This window comes from Actinomycetota bacterium, assembly GCA_019347575.1.
Classification (GTDB): domain Bacteria; phylum Actinomycetota; class Nitriliruptoria; order Nitriliruptorales; family Nitriliruptoraceae; genus JAHWKY01.
Genome location: JAHWKY010000004.1, coordinates 79,037 through 99,760 on the forward strand (window position 1 = coordinate 79,037; position 20,724 = coordinate 99,760).

General features: G+C 71.3%; 18 protein-coding genes. 12 read left to right on the forward strand and 6 right to left on the reverse strand.

The genetic code is table 11. The features are described from left to right. Positions 1 to 54: 54 nt before the first annotated feature. Together KY469_03620 and KY469_03625 are read left to right on the forward strand one after the other, a co-directional pair. Complete coding sequence (locus KY469_03620) at positions 55 to 3,756, forward strand: DNA polymerase III subunit alpha (GenBank protein ID MBW3662167.1); 3,702 nt, start codon at positions 55 to 57, stop codon at positions 3,754 to 3,756. Between the two features lie 103 nt (positions 3,757 to 3,859). Continuing rightward, positions 3,860 to 5,266: a GAF domain-containing protein gene (locus tag KY469_03625; GenBank protein MBW3662168.1), complete on the forward strand. Its 1,407-nt coding sequence runs from the start codon at positions 3,860 to 3,862 to the stop codon at positions 5,264 to 5,266. Positions 5,267 to 5,297: 31 nt separating this feature from the next. On the opposite strand, the gene KY469_03630 is transcribed toward KY469_03625, so the two are convergent. After that, positions 5,298 to 5,999: a VOC family protein gene (locus KY469_03630; GenBank protein MBW3662169.1), complete on the reverse strand. Its 702-nt coding sequence runs from the start codon at positions 5,997 to 5,999 to the stop codon at positions 5,298 to 5,300. Between the two features lie 148 nt (positions 6,000 to 6,147). Here KY469_03630 and KY469_03635 point away from each other — a divergent pair, with 148 nt between their 5' ends. Next, positions 6,148 to 7,347 carry a DNA polymerase IV gene (locus tag KY469_03635; protein MBW3662170.1) on the forward strand — a complete coding sequence of 400 codons (1,200 nt, stop codon included), beginning with the start codon at positions 6,148 to 6,150 and terminating at the stop codon, positions 7,345 to 7,347. Here KY469_03635 and KY469_03640 read toward each other — a convergent pair. Then, positions 7,330 to 8,055 carry a hypothetical protein gene (locus tag KY469_03640; protein MBW3662171.1) on the reverse strand — a complete coding sequence of 242 codons (726 nt, stop codon included), beginning with the start codon at positions 8,053 to 8,055 and terminating at the stop codon, positions 7,330 to 7,332. The genes KY469_03635 and KY469_03640 overlap by 18 nt on opposite strands. 285 nt (positions 8,056 to 8,340) lie before the next feature. On the opposite strand from KY469_03640, the gene KY469_03645 reads away from it, so the two are divergent. From KY469_03645 to KY469_03655, 3 genes are all read left to right on the forward strand, one after another. Then, positions 8,341 to 9,138 carry an enoyl-CoA hydratase/isomerase family protein gene (locus tag KY469_03645; GenBank protein ID MBW3662172.1) on the forward strand — a complete coding sequence of 266 codons (798 nt, stop codon included), beginning with the start codon at positions 8,341 to 8,343 and terminating at the stop codon, positions 9,136 to 9,138. 88 nt (positions 9,139 to 9,226) lie between these two features. Beyond that, positions 9,227 to 9,475: a flagellar FlbD family protein gene (locus KY469_03650; protein MBW3662173.1), complete on the forward strand. Its 249-nt coding sequence runs from the start codon at positions 9,227 to 9,229 to the stop codon at positions 9,473 to 9,475. A gap of 76 nt (positions 9,476 to 9,551) precedes the next feature. Next, entirely contained in the window at positions 9,552 to 9,878 is a 327-nt protein-coding gene (locus tag KY469_03655) for a DUF3040 domain-containing protein (protein MBW3662174.1), read from the forward strand. A 95-nt stretch (positions 9,879 to 9,973) separates the two neighbouring features. On the opposite strand, the gene KY469_03660 is transcribed toward KY469_03655, so the two are convergent. The 4 genes from KY469_03660 to KY469_03675 all read right to left on the reverse strand — a co-directional run bounded on the left by KY469_03660 (position 9,974) and on the right by KY469_03675 (position 14,968). Then, entirely contained in the window at positions 9,974 to 12,319 is a 2,346-nt protein-coding gene (locus tag KY469_03660) for a DUF3488 and transglutaminase-like domain-containing protein (GenBank protein ID MBW3662175.1), read from the reverse strand. Then, a complete protein-coding gene (locus KY469_03665) occupies positions 12,316 to 13,569 on the reverse strand; it encodes a DUF58 domain-containing protein (GenBank protein ID MBW3662176.1) in 1,254 nt (417 codons plus the stop codon). Before KY469_03665 ends, KY469_03660 begins: the two co-directional genes overlap by 4 nt. 7 nt (positions 13,570 to 13,576) lie before the next feature. Next, positions 13,577 to 14,542, reverse strand: coding sequence for a MoxR family ATPase (locus KY469_03670; GenBank protein MBW3662177.1), 966 nt, complete (start codon positions 14,540 to 14,542; stop codon positions 13,577 to 13,579). Between the two features lie 165 nt (positions 14,543 to 14,707). Further along, on the reverse strand, positions 14,708 to 14,968 hold the full coding sequence (locus KY469_03675) for a hypothetical protein (GenBank protein MBW3662178.1): 261 nt from the start codon (positions 14,966 to 14,968) through the stop codon (positions 14,708 to 14,710). Between the two features lie 258 nt (positions 14,969 to 15,226). Here KY469_03675 and KY469_03680 point away from each other — a divergent pair, with 258 nt between their 5' ends. The 6 genes from KY469_03680 to KY469_03705 all read left to right on the forward strand — a co-directional run bounded on the left by KY469_03680 (position 15,227) and on the right by KY469_03705 (position 20,700). Beyond that, on the forward strand, positions 15,227 to 15,820 hold the full coding sequence (locus KY469_03680) for a TetR/AcrR family transcriptional regulator (GenBank protein MBW3662179.1): 594 nt from the start codon (positions 15,227 to 15,229) through the stop codon (positions 15,818 to 15,820). A 121-nt stretch (positions 15,821 to 15,941) separates the two neighbouring features. Then, positions 15,942 to 16,487, forward strand: coding sequence for an HNH endonuclease (locus KY469_03685; GenBank protein MBW3662180.1), 546 nt, complete (start codon positions 15,942 to 15,944; stop codon positions 16,485 to 16,487). A gap of 317 nt (positions 16,488 to 16,804) precedes the next feature. Further along, positions 16,805 to 17,338 (forward strand): division/cell wall cluster transcriptional repressor MraZ, encoded by a 534-nt coding sequence (gene mraZ / locus KY469_03690; GenBank protein ID MBW3662181.1) that lies wholly within the window; start codon positions 16,805 to 16,807, stop codon positions 17,336 to 17,338. 5 nt (positions 17,339 to 17,343) lie between these two features. Further along, complete coding sequence (rsmH, locus tag KY469_03695; protein ID MBW3662182.1) at positions 17,344 to 18,303, forward strand: 16S rRNA (cytosine(1402)-N(4))-methyltransferase RsmH; 960 nt, start codon at positions 17,344 to 17,346, stop codon at positions 18,301 to 18,303. Beyond that, on the forward strand, positions 18,300 to 18,728 hold the full coding sequence (locus KY469_03700; GenBank protein MBW3662183.1) for a hypothetical protein: 429 nt from the start codon (positions 18,300 to 18,302) through the stop codon (positions 18,726 to 18,728). Before rsmH ends, KY469_03700 begins: the two co-directional genes overlap by 4 nt. Before the next feature lie 13 nt (positions 18,729 to 18,741). Continuing rightward, entirely contained in the window at positions 18,742 to 20,700 is a 1,959-nt protein-coding gene (locus KY469_03705) for a penicillin-binding protein 2 (GenBank protein ID MBW3662184.1), read from the forward strand. Positions 20,701 to 20,724: the final 24 nt, after the last annotated feature.

Consider the following 20,724-nt stretch of genomic DNA (forward strand, 5'->3'; position numbering starts at 1 on the left):
GGGCAGCGAACATACGTTCGACCAACGTCGCCCCGACCCCGCCGAGCCCCCAGCATGCGTCGTGCCACCCGCACCCCCGCCCCGCAGGAGGCGGAGGAGGATCGCGAGGAGCGTCTCGTCGAGGCGCGACGGGCCGCCGAGGCGGCGGAGGCGGTCCGTCAGCGCGGAGCAGGTGGTGGGCGTCTCCCACCGTTCGCGCACCTGGCGGTGCGGACCTGCTTCTCGCTGCGCGACGGAGCCATCCGACCACGTGAGCTCGCGGCGGCCACCGCGGCCGGCGGCATGACCCACGTGGCCATCACCGACCGCGACGGGCTCTACGGGGCGGTCCGCTTCGCGCAGGCGTGCCAGGTCGAGGGCGTCACGCCGGTGTTCGGTACCGATCTGGCACTGCGCCCCGACCTCGAGCGCCCCGGCTGGGCCATCACCCGCGCCGGCCGACACCGCCTCCCCACCGGCCACGGCCCGCAAGGATGGGTGGATGACGCGGCATCCCGCGCCAACCACGCATCCTCGCGCGACGATCCGCGCGCGCGGCGTCCCGCCAGCGGACCGGCGTGGCTCGAGGACGACGCCCCGCGGATCACCCTGCTCGCTCGGACGCAGCAGGGGTACGGCGACCTGTGCCGCGCGGTCACCGCTGCCCACCTCGGTGCGGAGCGGTCCTCGCCGCATCTGGCCTGGGAGGACGTCCCCCGCGCGGCGGCACGCCAGGGGTGCTACCTGCTCCTCGGGGTCGACTCGCCGGTGGGGCGGCTGCTGTCGGCGGGGTTCGAGGAGGCGGCGCGTGACGAGCTGGCGCGCTGGATCGAGGTGTTCGGTCGGGGCGCGGTCCTGCTGGGCGTGCGCAACTGGCTCGAACGCGGTGACGACCGTCGCACCACCCGCACCCTGCGTCTGGCCGACGACGTCGAGGTGACCCCGGTCGCGATCAACGACGTGCGCTACCTCGTCGCGGAGGACGTCTTCGTCGCCGACGTGCTGGCGTGCATCCGCAACCAGGTCCCGCTCGGCAAGCACCACCTGGGACGCCGAACCGCCGAGGGCTGGTTCAAGACCACCGCGGACCTCGCCCCGCTGTTCGCCGAGCGCCCCGACGTGCTGAGCAACACCCAGCGCATCGCCGAGACCTGCGACGTGGACCTCGGCCTGGGCGAGCTGCACGTGCCGCGCCTCACCGGCTTGTCGGATGAGGTGGCGGCCGGGGAACTGCACCGCCGGTGCTGGCAGGGAGTCGCGGGGCGCTACCCCCGGCTGACCCCGGCGATCCGTGAACGGCTCGAGCGCGAGCTGGCCATGGTGGACCGGCTGGGCCTGCACGACTACTTCCTGACCGCCGCCGAGGTGGTCGCCGGCATCCGGGACATGGGGGTGCTGTCCGCGTGCCGCGGGTCGGCGGCGGGGAGCCTGGTCTGCTACGCGCTACGCATCAGCGACGTCGATCCGGTCGGCAACGGGCTGATGTTCGAGCGCTTCATGAACCCCTACCGCGACGAGCTGCCGGATATCGACATCGACGTCGAGTCCTCCCGGCGCGAGGACGTCTACCGCATGATCATGGCGCGCTACGGCGAGCAGCGCACGGCGTGCGTCGCGATGGTGGAGACCTTCCAGGCACGTATGGCCATCCGGGAGGTCGGCAAGGCGCTCGGGCTGCCGCCCGACGAGATCGACGTCATCGCCAAGAGCTTCACCCGCACTCGCGCTCGGGACGTGCGTCAGATGCTCCGACGCGCCCCGGAGCTCGCCCGCGCCAACCTCGATGCCGGTCAGCTCGAGCGCCTCTTCGACGTCGTCGAGCGCATCGACGGCTTCCCGCGACACCTCGCGCTGCACCCCTGCGGGATCCTGCTCGCCGACACCCACCTGCAGGACCGCACCGCTCTCGAGCGCTCCGCTCCCCGTGGTCCCGACGACGACGGCTTCGTGATGAGCCAGTTCGACAAGGACGACGTCGCGGCTCTCGGGCTGCTCAAGCTCGACATCCTCGCGGTGCGGCTGCTCAGCTCGATGGCCCACACGGTCGAGCTGCTGCGGCACACCCGTGACGTCGACCTCGACCTGTCCGAGGTCTCCGACGACGACCCCGAGACCTACGAGCTGCTGCGGTCGACCCGCTCGATCGGGGTCTTCCAGGTGGAGTCCCCGGGCCAGCGCGAGCTGCTGGGACGGCTGCAGCCCGACCGCTTCGGTGACCTCATCGTCGAGATCTCGCTGTTCCGGCCAGGCCCCGTCAAGGGCGACATGGTCAACCCGTTCGTGTCCCGTCGGCACGGCGAGGAACAGGTCGTCTACCCCCACCCCTCGCTCGAGCCCGTGCTCGCCGAGACGCACGGGGTGATCGTCTACCACGAGCAGGTCATGGGGGTGATCGCCGCCATGACCGGGTGCGACCTCAGCTACGCCGACCTGATCCGCCGCCAGCTCGGTGACCACCAGCGGCACGCGGCGCTGCGGGCGTGGAGCATCGGCCGGGCGGTCGAGCGCGGTTTCGCCCGCCCCGTCGCCGAGCACATCTGGCACCAGCTCCTCCAGTTCGCCTCCTTCGGGTTCTGCAAGGCCCACGCTGCGGCGTTCGCCGTGCCGACCTACCGCTCGGCCTGGCTCAAGACCCACTACCTGCCCGAGTTCGTCGCCGGCTTGTTGACCCACGATCCGGGCATGTACCCGCGCCGGCTGCTACTCGACGAGGCGCGCATGTTCGGGGTCGCGGTGCTGCCTCCGGACGTCAACCGCTCCGAGAGCGCCTACACCGTCGAGGTCGTCGATCAGGGACTCGCCGACCACCTGCTGAGGTTGCGTGCCGATCACCTCCCACCAGGCTGGCGCGCCCCGACGCCGAGCGAGCCCACCGACCGTCCCGTCCCACCCGGAGGCTGGGACGCGGGCGACGCCGGCCACGGCTACCGCTACGCGGTCCGTATCGGTCTGCAGGATCTGAAGGGGATCACCGACACCGAGATCGGTTCACTCGTGCAGCAGCGACCGTTCACCTCGTTGATCGACCTGCGTCGCCGCGCCGCGCTGTCCCGCCCCACCGCCGAACGCCTCGTGGACGCCGGCGCGGTGGACCAGCTCGCCGGGGTGGGACGTCGGAGCGGACCGGACCGCCGCCGCGTCCGCCTCGCGGTCGAGGAGCTGTGGTCGGGGGTCGGCCGCAAGCTCCCACCTCCTGACGCGCCGCAGCAGGAAGCGCTCGCGCTCGATGCCGACCACGACCCGCAATTGCCTGCACCCAGCCACGCCGATCTCGTCCGTGAGGAGCTCGCGGTGCTGGGGCTGGACGTGACGCGTCACGTCCTGTCGTTCTACGAGCCCCTCCTCGAGCACCTGGGCGTCATCCGCAGCTCGGACCTGGCCGGGGCGCGGGAGTGGGAGCGGGTCCGGGTCGCCGGTGTGAAGGTGGCGGTTCAGTCGCCCCCGGTGAAGTCGGGCCAGCGGGTGCTGTTCCTCACGCTCGACGACCGCACCGGCGCCCCTCAGGTCACGTTCTTCGAGCGCGTCCTCGGGGACTGCGCCTGGACGCTGCTCCACGCGTGGCTGCTCCTGTGCGAGGGCCGGATCCGACGCCGCGGTCCCAAGGGTGTGACCGTCAACGGCGATCGGGTGTGGGATCTGTCGCGGTTGTGGCGAGCTTGGCACGAGGGCTGGCTACCCGACGCGCTCGGCGAGCACGGCACCCCGGCACCCCACGAACGCCCCGCGAGCCGCCCCGTCGGCCTGACGGCGGCCGAGTTCGGCCGCGGCAGTGCCTGATGTTGGTGACGCCGCATCCGAGGCGTCGTCGGGCACTAGTCAGTACGAGCGGTCCCTGTCGACGTCTCTCAACTCGCGGATCGCGATGCCGACGTAGGTGGGGATGACACGGCCCAACGACGTCGACCGCGCGGACGCCGCCCGCGTCATCGAGCCGATGCCGGATACCGACGTCGATGGGCACCGCCGCGACCTCGAGCGGCGTGACCGCATCCTGCAGGCGGTGGCCTACGCGGCCGGTCGGCTGCTGCGTGGCGGCGATTGGGAGCGGGATGTCGACGCCGCGCTGACGTGCCTCGGCGAGGCGACGGGGGTCAGCCGCGTCTACGTGTTCGAGAACGCCCGAGGTCCAGGTGGCGAGGTCGTCACGTCCTACCGGTTCGAGTGGACCGCGCCCGGCATCGAGCCCCAGATCGACCATCCCGCCCTCCAAGCTCTGCCCTACGAGACGATGGGGTTCGGCCGGTGGGCGCGGGAGCTGTCGCAGCAGCGCGCCATCCACGGCGACGTGAACGATCTCCCGACCCAGGAGCAGGCCCTGCTGCGTGAGCAGCACATCCGCTCGATCATCTGCGTGCCGATCTTCCTCGCGGGGCGGTGGTGGGGGTTCATGGGCTTCGACGAGTGCGTGACCGACCGGCGGTGGTCGGAGCCGGAGGTCGACGCTCTGCGCGTGGCTGCGGACGTGCTGGGCGCCGCCATGCAACAGCAGCGCGCCCGGGAAGCACTCCTGCACTCGCGTCAGGCCTACGCGTCGGCGTACCAACGTGAGCGCGAGGCGGTCGAGAGGCTGCGACGTCTCGATGACATGAAGGACAGCTTCCTCGAGGCCGTGTCCCACGAGTTGCGGACGCCGCTCGCCGGGGTGCTGGGTCTGGCCGAGACGGTGCGTCAGCACCTCGACCGCCTGCCGCCTGAGCAGGTCCAGCAACTGACGACGCGCATCGCCGCGAACGCGCGCCGCCTCGACCGCATGCTCGCGAACCTGCTCGACGTCAGCCGATTGCAGCGCGGCACCCTGACGGCGAAGCGGACCTGGGTCGGGGCGGCGGACTTCGTGCGCGATGTCGTGCGCGAGTGCGACGTTATCGATGGCCGCGAGGTCGTGATCGACGTCCAGGTCGACCGTCTCCACGTCGACCCAGCGCAGGTCGAGCGCATCCTGGACAACCTGCTCCGCAACGCTGTGCGCCACGGAGCCGACGACGAACCGGTGTGGATCCGGGTCGAGGCGGTGGGCGACGACGATGTCATGCTCGTCGTCGAGGATGCGGGTGAGGGCGTCCCCGACGAGTACAAGCGGTTGGTGTTCCAGCCGTTCGAGCGCGGTCCCGGGGTGGAGCGACACCGACCCGGTACCGGCATCGGTCTCGCCCTCGTCGCGCGGCTGGCGAGCCTGCACGGCGGCCGGGCGTGGATCGAGGACCGCGAGGGGGGCGGAGCGTCGGTCCGCGTCCGCTTCGATGCCGCCCGCCTGTCCGGTCAGGTCGAACCGGTCCGTACCTTCTGACCTCCCGGGGCAGCGTCACCACGGTCGTGGATCAGATCTCCGCCAGCGTGATGGGTTCCACGCCTGCACCGAGGACGGGGTCGGTCGGTGCGGCAGGTGCGTCAGCGAAGCGCAGACCCATCGGCCCTGGTGGCGTGCCCTGACGGATCCGTAGCTCCAGCGGCGCGTCCTCCCACCACACCCGCAGGCCCTCGTCGACCGGATCGACCGTCGCGCCCAGCCGTCGCCAGAGGTCGCCGGCCTCGTCGAGGTGCGGATGCTGTAGTCGTGGACCGACCAGCGTCGCGCCGCGCTCTGGTGGCGGATCCGGATCGCGAGGTGAGCGTGCCGACCAGGCGATCTGCACCACCCAGCCACCGACCTGTGAGGGGCGCAGGAAAGCCTCGTGCCAACGGGTGTCCTGGCGGATGTCGACCACGTCGAACCCCTCGGCTCGGAGGTGGCTGACCGCTTCCAGTAGGTCAGGCACGAGGAGGGTGATGTGGTGCACGCCCGCCCCGAACCGGTCGAGGAAGCCGGTGACGAAGCCTGCGGGCTGGGGAGGCGTCGGCTCGACTAGTTCGAGCTTGCCCCCTCCGCGGTAGCGGTACTGCTTCGTCGTGAAGCCGCGTCCGCTGTCGTACTGGCCGCACTGCACCCCCCCGAGCTGGTCGCGCCACCGGGGGAGGGCAGCATCGATCGACGGCACCGCCACGGCGACGTGGTCGGGACGCGTCACGAGTGGCCGGGCCAACCGGGGGTGCTCCTCGTCGCAGCCGGGTCACCGTAGAGGTGCGACTCCCTTCGACCGCTACCCTGCGCACGAACAGGTGTTCGTCGTCCAGGACCGCGTCGAGGTAGCCGTCGTGGAGCGTCCCGCGGAGTCGATCCTCCACGCCGACATGGACGCCTTCTACGCCTCGGTCGAGCAGCGCGACGACCCCTCGTTGCGCGGCCGCCCCGTCGTGGTCGGGGGAGCCGGTACGCGTGGTGTCGTCGCCGCGGCCAGCTACGAGGCACGACGGTTCGGGATCCACTCCGCGATGCCGATGGTGCGCGCGCGCCGGTTGTGTCCATCACTGGTGGTCGTGCCGCCGGACTTCCGCCGCTACCGCGACGCCTCCGACGAGGTGATGCGCGTGTTCCGATCGGTCACGCCGCTGGTGGAGCCGCTGTCGCTCGACGAGGCGTTCCTCGACGTGACGGGTGCCGTGCGGCTCTTCGGTCCCCCACGTGCCATCGCCGACCGCATCCGCGCCGAGGTCCGCGCCAGCGTCGATCTGCCTTGCTCCATCGGGATCGCACCGAACAAGTTCCTCGCCAAGCTGTGCTCGGCCAAGGCGAAGCCGGATGGCGTGCTGCATCTCCACGTCGACGAGGTCGAGGCGTTCCTCCGCCCTCTCCCGGTCAGCGACCTGTGGGGCGCCGGCCCGAAAACGGTCGAGCGCCTGCGCAGCTACGGCTTCCGTAGCGTGGGCCAGCTCGCCGATTGCGACCTGCGCACCCTCCAGCGCGTCCTCGGCGATGCCACCGGCAGCCACCTGTACCGGCTCGCGCAGGGTCGGGATGCCCGTGCCGTCGTGCCCGACGAGGCGGCCAAGAGCGTCTCGGCGGAGGAGACGTTCGATGAGGACATCGACGATCCGGCGCTGCTGCGCACGCTCATCCTCGGTCTCGCCGAGCGGGTCGGGCGGCGGCTGCGTGCATCCGGCCTCGCGGGCAGGACGGTCACGCTCAAGGTCAGGTTCGCGACGTTCGACACGATCACGCGCTCGTCGACCCTCGACCTGCCCACCGACCGGACCCACGACGTGGCCGACCTCGCTCGCGAGCTGTTCGATGGGTTGCGACTCGAGCGTGTCCGGGTCCGTCTGCTCGGCGTCGGGGTCTCCAACCTCACCGACGGTGATGCGGCCCGTCAGCTCTCGCTCGACGCGGACCCCCGCTGGGAGGATCTTGAACGCGCCAGCGACCTGGCCCGCGACCGGTTCGGGGGCGCGGCGGTCACGTTCGCATCGCTGCTCGACCACGAGCAGGAGCTTCGTTCATCCAACCGCGATGATCTTCGCGACCTGGATCGGGACTCAGGAGACGAACGGTAGGAACCGCACCCGGTTGTGCTGCCGGCGGCGCCCATCGAGGTACCCCGCCAGCGCCTCGTAGACCTGGTCACCCACCATCTCGCGTAGCTCGTCCTCCATGGTGCGGTAGGCGAGCTGGCGCCCGACGAACGCTTCCGGCGCCTCGGTGCACCACCAGTGGAAGTCGGCACCGCCCTCACCCCACGTCCCGCGCTCGTAGGGCCCGATGGTGTGGACCTCGACGGTCTCACCGTCGTTGCCGACCTTCTCGTCGATGTCACGGTGCAGCGGCAGCTGCCAGCACACGGTCGGTTTGGTGTCGATCGGTCGTTCGTCCTCACGGAGAGCGAGCAGGTGCAGGGCGCAGCCGCTCCCTCCCTCGAAGCCCGCACGGTTGAGGAAGATGCAGCCGCCGTCGTGCGTGGTGGTGTGCACCTCGCCCTCGTCGTCCTCCTCGAACATCCCCTCCCGACGCGCGAGCGCGTGGAACTGCATGATCTGGGGATCGAGCCGTCGGAACTGCTTCCGTACGAGCGCTTGGTCCTCGTCGTCGACGTACGCACCGTGCTCGCAGCAGCCCACGACCTCGTCGGGGCCGTCCTCGCGCACCCCCTGGCACCCCTGGCCGTAGATGCAGTGGTACGTCGAGAGCAGGAACGACACATCGAACGAGTACCGGAGGTGGTCGTCGTCGGGGTCGGTGAGGGTGACGTACTCGCGTTCGAACAAGCGCGTGAGCCTTGGAGCGGAGCGGGTCGGACGGCACGAGCGTACCTAGTTCTGTGCTACCGCTTCGCTGCTCGAGCACGGTTCTCGTGCTACCGCTTCGCTGCTCGAGCACGGTTCTCGTGCTACCGCTTCGCTGCTCGAGCACGGTTCTCGTGCTACCGCTTCGCTACTTGAGCACGGTTCTCGTGCTACCGCTTCGCTACTTGAGCACGGTGCGCCGCATGGTCCGCACCTCCTCGTCGACCGGTCCGCTCCTATCCTCGCGGGTCGAGCGAGGAGCAGACCGTGGGAGAAGTCGTCTCGTACGAGATCGTGGACCGCGTCGCGGTGATCACCATCGAGCGGCCCGAGAAGAAGAACGCGATGAACATGGAGGTCTTCGACGGTCTGCGTGAGCGCGCCGGTCAGGCGGCCTCCGACGAAGCCGCAGGTGCGGTGCTCGTTCGGGGGGCGGGCGGGGTCTTCTCCAGCGGCATCGACATCTCGGTCTTCTCGGGGTGGTCCGAGGCGACCGCTGGGGACGACGCCGAAGCGCTCGGGGCGGCCCTCCTCGACCGCCTGCAGGGCGCGTTCACGGCGATCGAGGAGATCGACAAGCCGGTGGTCGCGGCCATCGAGGGCTACTGCTTCGGCGGTGGACTGCAGCTCGCGATCGCGTGCCACGTTCGCGCGGTCGCTGCGTCCGCGGAGCTGTCCGTGCTCGAGGGCAAGTGGGGGATCATCCCCGACCTCGGTGCCACGCACCGCCTCGCTCGTCTCATCGGCCTGGGCCGGGCGACGGAGCTCGCGCTCACGACGCGGCGGGTCGACGCTGACGAGGCGCTGCGCATCGGGCTCGCCGAGGTACGGCTGGATGGCGACGACCCACAGGATCGCGCGCTGAGCTACGCGGTGCAGCTCGGTTCGGGGCCCGCGGCGCTCAGGCGGATGCCGCGGCTGTTCCGAGAGAACTGGTACCGCGCCCCGAACGACGCGCTCGCCGAGGACGGTCGCGTCCAGCTCGAGGTGATGTCGGGCCCGGACTTCCAGGAGGCCGTGGTCGCGCGCTTCGAGGGCCGCGAGCCGCGCTACACGGGACGATGACCGAGAGCGCGCCCTAAACCCGTGCCACGGCTGGCCGACGAGGGGGGAGCAAGTCGAACGGAGCTCGAACGGCACGAAGGGAGGGTCCGTGGTCCTCGTCCACCGCATGGATGGCGAGGCGGTGTTCCTGAACCCCGACCTCATCGAGCTCGTCGAGGTGGTCGGTCAGGCAACACGGATCACGCTCGTCGACGGTCGGTCGGTGGAGGTCAGCGAGACGCCGTCCGCGATCGCCGATCGGGTGCGTGATTTCCGTGCCGCCGTCCTCGTCGAGGCTGAACGTCAGGCTGGTATCGGGGGGGTCGCGTTGCGCGCCCTGCCCGATCTCGACCCCTGATCACTTCGCCCCGGGCTCCGGTGGATGGTCACGTATACTCGGGTGCACGGGCCGGATCGAAGCGCGGAGCACGGGCATGCCGCTGTCGGAGCACGAGGAACGGATCCTCGCCGAGATCGAACGTCGTCTCACCGAGGACGATCCCCGCTTCATCGAGCGCACACGGCGGGTCGCTGCGGCCGACGGCGCACGCCTGCGGTGGTCGGTCGCCGGTTTCGTCGTCGGCTTACTGCTGCTGTTCGGGCTGACCTTCCACATCGGCTTCGGCTTCGTCGGCTTCGCTCTGATGCTGGTCTCGGTGATCGTCGGTGTCCGCGCCGTCAAGGGGCTGCGTGTGCAGCGCGGTGACGACCTCTTCACGCGGTTCCGGCGCGGGCTCCAGCGCGAGGATCGCGAGAGCTGATGCGAGCGACGCCGCATCCGCGGCGTCGATGGGTACCTCGCAGTCACTCCGCCGCGAAGAGCGCGGTCTTCGCGGCTGGGTCGCCACGGGAACCGCTACCGCGCCCCACGGTGGCGTGCGCGTCGCACGACTTGACGTCCCGCACCCGCGATCCGTTCCGCCGGTAGCCGCACCGGCGATGCCAGGCGTGTACTCGTCGGGACCGATCGGGTCAGCTCCGCGACGAGGTCGTGGCCGAGCCGTTCCGATTCCTCGCCGGCGTCCGCTCCCAGCTCACCCCCGAACGCGGCCGCCTGCGCCAACTCGGCGAAGCGCCCCGCCGCTGCGCTGTCGGTGCGTCCGTCGTCGCTCCACCGTCGAGCCACGTCGCGCGCGGTCTCGTGCGGCCGTCGCCCGACGCCGACCCGCGCCGCGCTCGAGTACACGCGGCGCTGCGCTGCCAACACGCGGTCGGGAAGGTCCAGATCGGGTCGGTGCAGCCGTTCCCGGTACCGGCGCACAGCGATGGCCGCCAGCCCGACCCCGATGAGCATCAGCAGGACGAGGGGAGCATCGATGCGCCCGGCCTCCGCGCCGTCACCGGGGCCCAGGGGGGCGTCGAGCGGCCGGCCATCCGGGCCCAGGGGCTCGGGCCCAGCCAGGTCCTCTCGCGGATCGGGCTGCTCGCCCAGCTCCGGCGCGTCCCCACCGAGGCTGGTGCGCTCGGCGATGGTGAGCAACGGGTCGAGATTCTCTTCGGTGGGAGGCTGCACGAGTCCGTCGCTGCGCGGGGTCGGATCGAACTTGAGCCACCCGTACCCCGGCGCCAGAACCTCGACCCACGCGTGGGCGTCATCGGTCGAGATGACGTAGGTGCGGATGGGGCGGCCGCTGCCGGGATCGACGATGTCCTCTTCGATGTCGGCGGTGACGTCGGTTCCGGATAGGAAGCCCACCGCGACGCGTGCCGGGACGCCGGTCGCGCGCAACATGACGGCCATCGCGGTGGCGTAGTACTCGCAGTACCCGGTCCGGTCCTCGAGCACGAAGCGTTCGAGCGCTCCCGATCCGCGCAGTGGCTCGACGTCGGTCGTGTAGGTGAACGGCGATCCGTCTTCGATGAAGTAGTTCTGCAGTGCGAACGCCTTCTCGATCGGTGTGGCCGCCCCGCGTTCGACGTAGATCTGCTCGGCGAGGACCCCCAGCTGCTCGTACGCAGCCGGGAGCTGGAGGTGCTCGGCGAGCGCTCCGGGGTCGATCACGAGGTCGCGGACGTCGTCGGGGTCGGGTTGTGGCAGCGCGGAGATCACGCCGTACTCGAACCCCTCGACGATCCCGGTCACGAGTCGGCCGGCCAGCTCGTTGTCGGTGAGCTCGGCGCTGGCCACGAAGCCGCCGTCGGTGGAGTAGACCATCTGGCCCCGCGCTGGTCCGGTGACGCGCAACGGCTGGTAAGGGACGGGCGCGAAGATGTTCTCGAGGTCGAGCACGCGGATCTGCGCCCGTGCCTCGACGGCCCGCTGGATCGGAACCTCAGGAGGCAGGTCGGCGTCGGCGCGGTAGAGCTGCTCGTCGTTTGGGCGGAAGCTCGTCGATCCGGATGGGCCGAGGCGCCAAGTCGTCCCGTCGAACGAGTCGAGGGCCGCGAGCCGGTAGTACATGCGCCGGTCGCTTCGCACCTCGAGCACGTCGCGAGGTTCGGGCAGTTGCAGCCGGTCACCCACGTCCACGATCGGTTGATAGCCACGCGGATCGGTGCCCGCGCCGACGTCGTACCACGGCGGCTCCTGGTACCCCGGCAGCATCGCTGGCGCCATCGCGGCGACGGCGAGCGCTACACCGCCCACCGCCATACCGGCCGAGGTGAGCCGTTGCGCGGGACGATCGCGGGACCACCCGACGACGTCGGCGTCGGGCTCGAGCAGCAGCACGAGGGCGGCACCCGCGAGGAAGGGCAGCGCCTGCGGCCACGTGCGCCCCGGTGGCAGCGGTACCGCCAGTGGCACTGCCCATAGCACGGCAGGCGGCAGCAGGCTCAAGCCGGGGCGTCGGAACCGCACCAGCAGTTCGTGGGCGGCGAACGTGACCCACCAGGCGGCCCCCGTCACGATCACCAGCAGGCCCGGGAGCACCTCGGTGGGCGCCTCCGCTTCACGGAAGGCTCGCACCCCTTCGACGAGCAGGTCGCGGTAGGCAGCGAAGCTGGCGGTACCGGGGAACAGACCCTCGGTCTCGACGTGCGTGATGTACGAGAACGTGATGAACCCGACGAGGGACGCGATGGTGCTGGTGACGGGGCCCGCCCCGAGCCTCCGGATCGCCATCGCGAGCGCCAGGGCTAGCGCGATCGACACGAGCGTGGGTCCCTGCCACGAGCCGTCGGCGAACACTCGGGCGAACACCGTGATCGCTCCGACCATCACGGCCCCGACCGCAGCACCGAGGACCAGATCCCGTCTCACGCAGGTCCTCCTCCCGTACGTGCCAGCGGGGCCGGACGCGCCCGGCGGTGGACGACGAGCTCGCGCCACCGCTCGTCGAGCCGGTCGCCCTGGCGTAGCACCGTGACGCGCCAGCCCGCGGCCCGCAGCGCTTCGGTCGTCCGCGCAGGGTCCGGAGCGGCCCCGCGCCGACGCCCGAAGGTGCCGGCATCGAGCAGCACCGCCAGCCGCGTCGCGAAGCCACGCCCCGCGCGCACCATCGCACCCAGTTCCGCAGCGTCGGGTACAGGAACGATCGACACGAGCACACCGTTCCCGATGAGCCCGTGCGAGACCTGCAACCACAGCGGTACGAGCGTCTCGGCGTCCAGCGGCTCGATCACCGCGAGCCGGTCGAGCGTGACCTCCCACGGCTGCCACGGCGGTGGACGACGCACGGGCTCGGTCACGAGGCGGACCGAGTAGGTGCGCGAGCTGAGGTGGTAGGTCACGCTCGCAGCGCAGGCCACCGCGAGCTCGAACGACGAGGTCGGACCGTGCCCGGCGTGCACGTCCCGTCGCGTATCGAGGATGACGGTCGCCTCCGGCTGCTGCGGTGCCTCGTCCTGGCGCACCATCAGCTTCCCGCGGTGCGCCGTGGTGCGCCAATGGACCTTCCGCAGATCATCGCCGCGGACGTACTCGCGGACCCCGGCGAACTCGTCACCGGCCGCCATCGGTCGCGGCTTCGCATCGCCACCCGCTCCGTGATGGCCCCCGAGCGGGATCCCCGATGGGAGGTGCCAGACGGGCGGGTAGATCGTGACGTGGTCGACGCTGCCGTGCCGCAGCGTCCGCACGGCGACGCCGAACGGGTCGCGCAGGCTGACCGTCAGCGGTCCGATCGGGAACCGTCCTCGCTGGCGCGCCGCGAGGCGGTAGTGGACCGCCACGCCTCGTCCGGGCATCAGCGGCGACAGGATGAAGCGACCGCCATCCGTGATCGTCGCCGGAACGCGGTCATCGACCTGGAGCGTCGCGGTCGGCAGGTGGCCCACGTTGCGCAGGTCGATACGCACGGAGCCGGTGGCGTCGTAGAACAGACGGTGGGGGTGGACGCGACGGTGGACGTCAAGCCGAGCCGACGCGAGCCGGGTGAAGACGACCGCGACCACGATCAGGACGAGCACCGCCACGGCCGCCATTGCGACCTCGGCGACACCGAACATCCGGCTCACGAGCCACAGCACCACCGCAGCAACCACGAGCCCCTTGCCGCGGTCGGTGAGCACGGCCGGCCTACTCCGTCGGGGCGGGGACGCCCGCCACGACATCGTCGATCACGTCGACCGGCTCCCGTCCGTTGAGCTGTGCCTCGGGACGGAGGATCAGCCGGTGGGGGAGCAGATGCGGTGCGAGATCCTTGATGTCGTCAGGGACGACGTAGTCGCGTCCGCGTATCGCCGCCATCGCACGGCTCGCCCGCAGCATCATCAGGGATGCGCGAGGCGAGACACCCAGCTCGGCATCCTCGTGGTGGCGCGTCGCGCGGCACAGCGCCACGATGTAGCGCTGGACGACGTCGGCGACGTGGACCTCGCGGACGACGTGGATCGCCTCCGCCACGGTCGACGCGTCGGTCACCGCCCCGAGCGTCTCGATCCGGTCCTCGGCCCCGTGTGTCGCGAGGATCGCGAGCTCGCCCTCGACGTCCGGGTAGCCGATCGACAGCCGCAGCATGAAACGGTCGCGCTGGGCCTCCGGGAGCGCGTACGTGCCCTCGAGCTCGATGGGGTTCTGGGTCGCCATGACCATGAACGGCACGCCGAGCTCGTAGGTGATCCCGTCGATCGTGACGGTCCGCTCCTGCATCGCCTCGAGGAGCGCCGACTGCGTCTTGGGGCCAGCACGGTTGATCTCGTCGCCGACCACGATGTTCGCGAAGATCGGTCCTGGCTTGAACTCGAACTCACCCGTGTCCGGCGAGTACACGGTCACACCGGTCACGTCCGATGGCAGCAGGTCGGGCGTGAACTGGATGCGCTGCACGGAGCAGTCGATCGAGCGGGCCAGTGCCTTCGCGAGCAGGGTCTTGCCGACACCCGGGACGTCCTCGATGAGCAGGTGTCCCTCGGCGAGCAACGCTACGAGGGCGAGATCGATGGGGTCGGGCTTGCCCTCCACGACGCTCGCGACGTTGCCGCGGATGTCGTCGAGCGTCCCGAGCGCGCTGGCGAGGTCAGGGCGACGACGGCGTGTCGCGATCCGCGCCCCGGTTGCCTTCGTCCTCGCCACCCGTCACTCCATGCCATCGCGGACGGCACAAGGTACCGCGGTCGGCACGGTGCGGACCCGGGGAACGCTCGGGCCGCCCCGGGCGTCGGGGCAGCCGGGCGGTCGAGTCGTGCTACCGCTTCGCTGCTTGAGCACTCAGGTGTGCACGCGCTCCGAGAAGGCGCCGAGCTGACCGCCGATTGGCTCCTCGTCGGGCAGGATGATGGTCTTGAAGTCGTGGTCGTCCCACGGCGAAGCCTCGCCGATGGACGCGAACAGCTCGTCCGCGCACGGACGGCACAGCACCCACCGCTTCGCGACCTGCACGTCGACCCCGCGGGGATCGGTGGCCTCGGTCGAGATCACCACCCGTGCGGTCGCCAGCGTGCGGTCGCAAGCATCACAGTCGAACTTCACGGATCCTCCTGTACGCGGGTTCGGTCGGTCCCGTCCGACGTGTGTTCCGATGTCTCACGAGGACGGTATCGACGTTGACGTCGATGTCAACTCGAGGTCCCTCAGGGCCGCCCCCCCGATCTCGGCGTTACCCTGGCGAGCGGCGGGTGCGACAGGCTCGACGGACGTTCCCAACATGGTGCGCCGGTCGGGCGTGCCGGAGCGCCAGGCACCGTCGGGTGATCACCCGCATCCGTACACGTGGAGACGAGGGGCGCGGTGGGGGAGCGAGGCGGTCGAGCCCAGGACACCGCGGAACGGTTGCGCGACGCCGCGAAGGAGGCGTTCGACGAGCTCGGCTACAGCGCCGCCCGGGTCGAGGACGTCGTCAGCCGCGCGGGCGTGAGCCACGGCACCTTCTACACCTACTACCCCAACAAGGCGGCCATCCTCGAGGCCCTCGTGCGCGACACCGCATCCCGTCTCGAGGCGGTGGCCTCGGCGTCCTGGGAGGGGCCCGATGTCCACGCGGCGGTACGAGCCGTCATCGGCAAGTTCCTCGAGGTGTTCGCGGAGGAGGCCGACGTGGTGGCGTTCTGGCGCGAGGCGGCAGCCACCGACGCGTCGTTCCGTGACCTGCTCCGCGAGGTGCGAGCGGGCTACGTCGAACGTGTCGCCGAGCAGCTCGCGCCGCTGACGTCGCGCGACATCGACGCGACGGTCGCGGCCAGCGCCCTGGTCGCCATGGTCGAGGGTTACGCGGTGGAACGCTACGCGACCGCCACCTCCGTCGAGCGGCTCGCCGCGGTACGCACCCTCGCGGCGCTGTGGTACGGCGGCCTGACCGAGCTCGGCGGTGGCCCTGGACGCTGACGGGTGCGTCGCGGGGCGTACACTCCGCACCTCCAAGGCGACCGGACGACCGATGCGTCGAAGGGGTGGTGACGAGGACGCCGGCGGCGGTCCTGCGACCGCGCCGCGCCCAACCATCAGCCTGCCGGTGCTCGTCCTCAACGCCTCGATGGAACCGCTGTCGATCGTTCCCACCCGCCGTGCGGTGGTCCTGACGCTGGCCCAGAAGGCCGAGGTGATGCACGAGGACGGGCGCTGGTTGCGCTCGGAGTCGCTGCGTCTGCGCGCCCCGACTGTGGTCCGTCTGCAGCGGCAGGTGCGCGTCCCGGTGCGGCGTCGAGCCGGCCTCTCGCGTCGTGCGGTGCTGCTGCGCGACGGCCAGCGGTGTCAGTACTGCGGTGGCACCGCCGAGGACGTCGATCACGTCGTGCCGCGGTCGCGGGGTGGCGCGCACGCGTGGGAGAACGTGGTCGCGGCGTGCCGCCGCTGCAACTCCCACAAGCAGGATCGCACGCCCCGCGAGGCCGGGCTGCGACTCGCCCGCGAGCCGGCCGCGCCGCCGTCGGCGTTCTGGCTGCTCGCGCGGGTCGGCGAGCTCGACGAGGCGTGGCGTGGCTACCTCGCGCCCTACCTCGGGGCGCGCTGGACCCCCGTGCTCGACCTGCTCCCGCTGATCGACCGTCGCTGACGGAGCCTGTCTTCAACTTCGCTCCACCGTCGCTGACGCGCCGGACGGAGCCTGTCTTCAACTTCGCTCCACCGTCGCTGACGCGCCGGACGGAGCCTGGCCTCCACTTCGCTCCACCACCAGCGTCGCGAAGCGAGGCACCGTGCGGTCACCGCTCTGACGTGACAGTAGACGCGCGTTGCTCGCTCGGTGGAGGCGCCACGGTGGGGCGTGGTGGGGGCATCCGCGGACGCGCGAGATCGAGGGTGACTGGCCCGTTCGGGCGGTATCTGGCCGCTTCCGGCACCGTACGTTGACGTTCGGAGTGGAGTGGCGTAATGTGGCGCGTGGTGGAGGACATCGGTCCGCAGTGGCCCCCGGGTGGGGGCGACGGGACGGGACCGGGCTCCACGGCAGGCGGAGTCCTCGGAGCAGCGTTGTTCACGGGCGAGCACCAGCACACGCTGGACGCGAAGGGTCGGGTCATCCTCCCGGCCCGCTTCCGTGACCGCCTCGCGAGCGGGCTCTACGTCGCGCCGGGCCAGGACCGCTGCGTGGACGTCTACCCCGTCGGGGTCTTCGAGAAGCGCGTCGAGCACCTGCGCTCGCTGCCGCGCGAGCACGGTGGTGCCCGCGGCTACCTGCGGGTGTTCCTCGCCGGGGCGCAGCAGGAGACCCCCGACGGCCAGGGCCGGGTGACCCTCCCATCCCGGCTCCGGGAGTACGCCGGCCTCGAACGTGACCTCACGGTCGTCGGCAGCGACGACAAGATCGAGATCTGGGACCGCGAGACGTGGGAGGCCTACCGCGCCGCAGCGGAGGAGGCGTTCGCCACCCTCGACGTGCCGTTCGACTTCGGGACGGGTCGATGACGGTGATGACCCGCCCCGATGCACCTCACGTCCCGGTCCTGCTCGATCGGGTGGTGGACCTGCTGCGGGAGGCCCCCGACGGGGCCGTGGTGGATGCCACCCTGGGCGCAGCTGGGCACGCCGTCGCGGTCCTCGAGGCGCGCGCGCAGGCTGGCCGCACCACCCACCTCATCGGCATCGATCGCGACCCTGAGGCGCTGGCGCTCGCCCGCGAGCGGCTCGACCGGTCGTCGGCGCTGGCGCGTACCGACCTCGCCCAGGTGCGTTTCGACGCCTTCCCCGACATGCTGGACGATCTGGGCATCGACCGCGTCGCGGCCGTGCTGTTCGACCTCGGCATCTCGTCCATGCACGTGGACCGCCCGGAGCGCGGGTTCTCGTACCGTCACGAGGGGCCGCTGGACATGCGCATGGATCCCACCGGCGGCCGGTCCGCTGCTGATCTGGTCAACCACGCCGATGTGGCCGAGCTACGGCGGGTGATCCGCGAGTACGGGGAGGAGCGGTTCGCCGATCGGATCGCGCGCGCCATCGTCGCGGCGCGTCCGCTGCGATCGACCACCGCGCTCGCCGAGGTCGTGCGTGACGCCGTGCCCGCCGCGGCCAGGCGCACCGGCGGGCACCCCGCGACGCGCACCTTCCAGGCGTTGCGGATCGCCGTCAACGACGAACTGGAGGCGTTCTCCCGAGCGCTCCCGGCAGCGATCGACCGGCTGTTGCCAGGTGGGGTCGCGGTGGTGCTGTCGTACCACAGCCTGGAGGACCGCATCGCCAAGCGCGCCTTCGTCGAAGCGGCTCGCGGCTGCATCTGCCCCCCCGACCTGCCCGTCTGCGCCTGCGGTCGGGTGCCGCTGGTCGAGGTGCTGACCAAGCGCCCCGAGCGCCCCGGCCCCGAAGAGATCGCCACCAACCCCCGGGCCCGCGCCGCCCGTCTGCGCGCCGCCCGTCGGAAGGAACCGTCGTGAGCGCCGTCCCCGTCCGCACCCGCGAGCCGCGTCGCCGTCCCCGCCTGCGCGTCGTGCAGCCGCAGGCGCCACCCAACACCTTGCGGTTCGTCGTGCTCACCCTCTTGCTCGGAGCAGCAGCGGTGTTCGGAGCGGTCACGCTCAACGCCCTCGCGGCGGGCGATGCGGTCGCCGCCCGCGAGCTGGAGGCACGGGTCGCGCTCGAGGAACGGCGCTACGCCGAGCTCGTGGTCGCGGTCGCTGAGCTCGAGGACCCCGGTCGGATCCGCCAGGTGGCCACCGAGCGTCTGGGGATGATCCCCGCCCGCTCGCCTCGGTTCCTCCACGTCCTGCGCCCTCTGCCAGCCGACGGCTACGTGGCGGATCTCCATCCGGTGGGCGAGGCCACCGATCCGCTGAAGCCCGTCCTGTCCGCACACTCCTAGGAAGGACGGCCCGGTGACCCGCGCCCGCGCCCCGATCAGCACCGCCACGAAGCGGACGCGGTTCACCCGCGATCCGGTCGGACGGCGCGCCGTGTTCCTGCTGGTGGTCTACGTCGTCGCGTTCGTGGGGATCACCGCCCGCCTCGTCCTCGTGCAGGTCGTCCGCGCCGACGAGCTCGCGCTCGAGGGCATCCGCCAGCGTGTCCGCACCGTCGAGCTGCCGCCCCAACGCGGCCGTATCTACGACCGCGAGGGCGACGTGCTCGCTACCTCCGTCGATGCCGCAACCGTGTACGCCGACCCCCGCGCCTACCGGCCCGAGGAACGTCCCGACGGGCTGATCGCCCCGCCAGCCGGGGACGTCGGCACGACGGCGGCCACGCTCGCGCCCATCCTGGGGCTGGACGCTGACGCGATCGCCACCCAGCTGCGCAAGGACGCACACTTCGTCTACCTCGCGCGCCAGCTCGACTGGCGCGTCGGCGAGCACGTCCTCGATCTCGGTCTGCCAGGGATCGGTGTGCTGACCGAGCCCCGTCGGGACTACCCGGCAGGCGGGCTGGCAGGACAGATCGTGGGCTTCACGGGTATCGACGGTGATGGTCTGCACGGGCTCGAGCTGCAGTACGACCGTCTGCTCCGGGGTGAGCCCGGGACACTCGCACTCGAACGCGCGCCCGGGGGACTGGCGATCGCATCAGGCACCCGTCAGCTCGAGCCGGCCACGGCGGGCACCGATCTCGTGCTCACGATCGACCGCGAGATCCAGCACGTGGCCGAGACCGCGGCGCAGGGGGCGGTCGAGGAGTTCAACGCCGTCGGGGCGTCGGTCGTGGTGCTCGAGGTGCGGACCGGAGACGTGCTGGCGATGGCGAGTGCGCCGGGCTTCGACCCCGACGCGCTCGACGGATCCGACCCCGCGACCTGGCGCAACCGCGCGGTGACCGACATGTTCGAACCCGGATCGGTCCAGAAGGCCCTCACCGCCGCGGCGGCACTCGAGGAGGGGGTCGTCACCCCCGACACGGTCTTCGCGGTCGAGGACCGCATCCGGGTGGGCAACAAGACCTTCTCCGACAGCCACGACCATCCCACCGAGGACCTCACGTTCAGCGAGATCATCGCCGCATCGTCCAACGTCGGGACCATCAAGGTCGCGCAGCTGCTCGGGCCGGAACGCCTCGCGACGTACCTCGAGGCCTTCGGTTACGGCCAGCCGCTGGGGACCGGCTTCCCAGGGGAGGCGCCCGGGATGGTGCTCCCCGTGGACCAGTGGTGGACCACGAGCCTGCCCACGATCGCGATCGGCCAGGGTGTCGCAGCGACCTTGCTGCAGGCGGCCCACGCGTACGCCACGATCGCCAACGACGGCCTGGCCGTGCCGCCTCGCATCGTCCGCGGCACGGTCGCCGAGGACGGTCGGCTCCACCCGACCGTGGAGGGTGACCGACGCCGCGTGATCGGTGCCAAGACGTCTCGGGCTCTGCGCGAGATCCTCGCCGGAGTCGTCGACGAGGGCGGGACGGGCGGCAACGCCGCGGTCGCGAACTACGACGTCGCCGGCAAGACGGGAACGGCACGCAAGCCGCTCCCGGACGCCCGCGGCTACTCCACTGAGTACGTGGCGGCGTTCGTGGGCTTCGCGCCGGTCGACGACCCGCAGGTCGTGGTCGCCGTCATGGTCGATGAACCGCGGCCGATCTGGGGCGGTGTCGTCGCGGCTCCGGTGTTCGCCGAGGTCATGGAGTTCGCGCTGCTGCACCGACAGGTCGCTCCGACCGGGGGACCCGTCGGACTGCAGGAGCGGTTCGATGCGGCGGCACGCGAGGCCGCCGAGGCCGCGGCTCGCCAGGAGGGGCCGGCCACGCTGGCGGACGAGCCTGGGTCACCACCGGGGGGCGACCCCGTCGAGACACCGGACGCTTCCACCCCCGCTGACGGGGCCGGCTCCGAGACCGATCCCGCGACCTGACGTGGCCCTGCGCGGCGGGAGCGG

Bases quoted from the DNA above. Each gene is read 5' to 3' on its own strand.
- KY469_03635 (MBW3662170.1), top strand. From the start codon at position 6,148: ATGGACGCCTTCTACGCCTCGGTCGAGCAGCGCGACGACCCCTCGTTG.
- KY469_03625 (MBW3662168.1), top strand. From the start codon at position 3,860: ATGACACGGCCCAACGACGTCGACCGCGCGGACGCCGCCCGCGTCATC.
- rsmH (MBW3662182.1), top strand. From the start codon at position 17,344: ATGACCCGCCCCGATGCACCTCACGTCCCGGTCCTGCTCGATCGGGTG.
- mraZ (MBW3662181.1), top strand. From the start codon at position 16,805: ATGTGGCGCGTGGTGGAGGACATCGGTCCGCAGTGGCCCCCGGGTGGG.
- KY469_03620 (MBW3662167.1), top strand. From the start codon at position 55: ATGCGTCGTGCCACCCGCACCCCCGCCCCGCAGGAGGCGGAGGAGGAT.
- KY469_03655 (MBW3662174.1), top strand. From the start codon at position 9,552: ATGCCGCTGTCGGAGCACGAGGAACGGATCCTCGCCGAGATCGAACGT.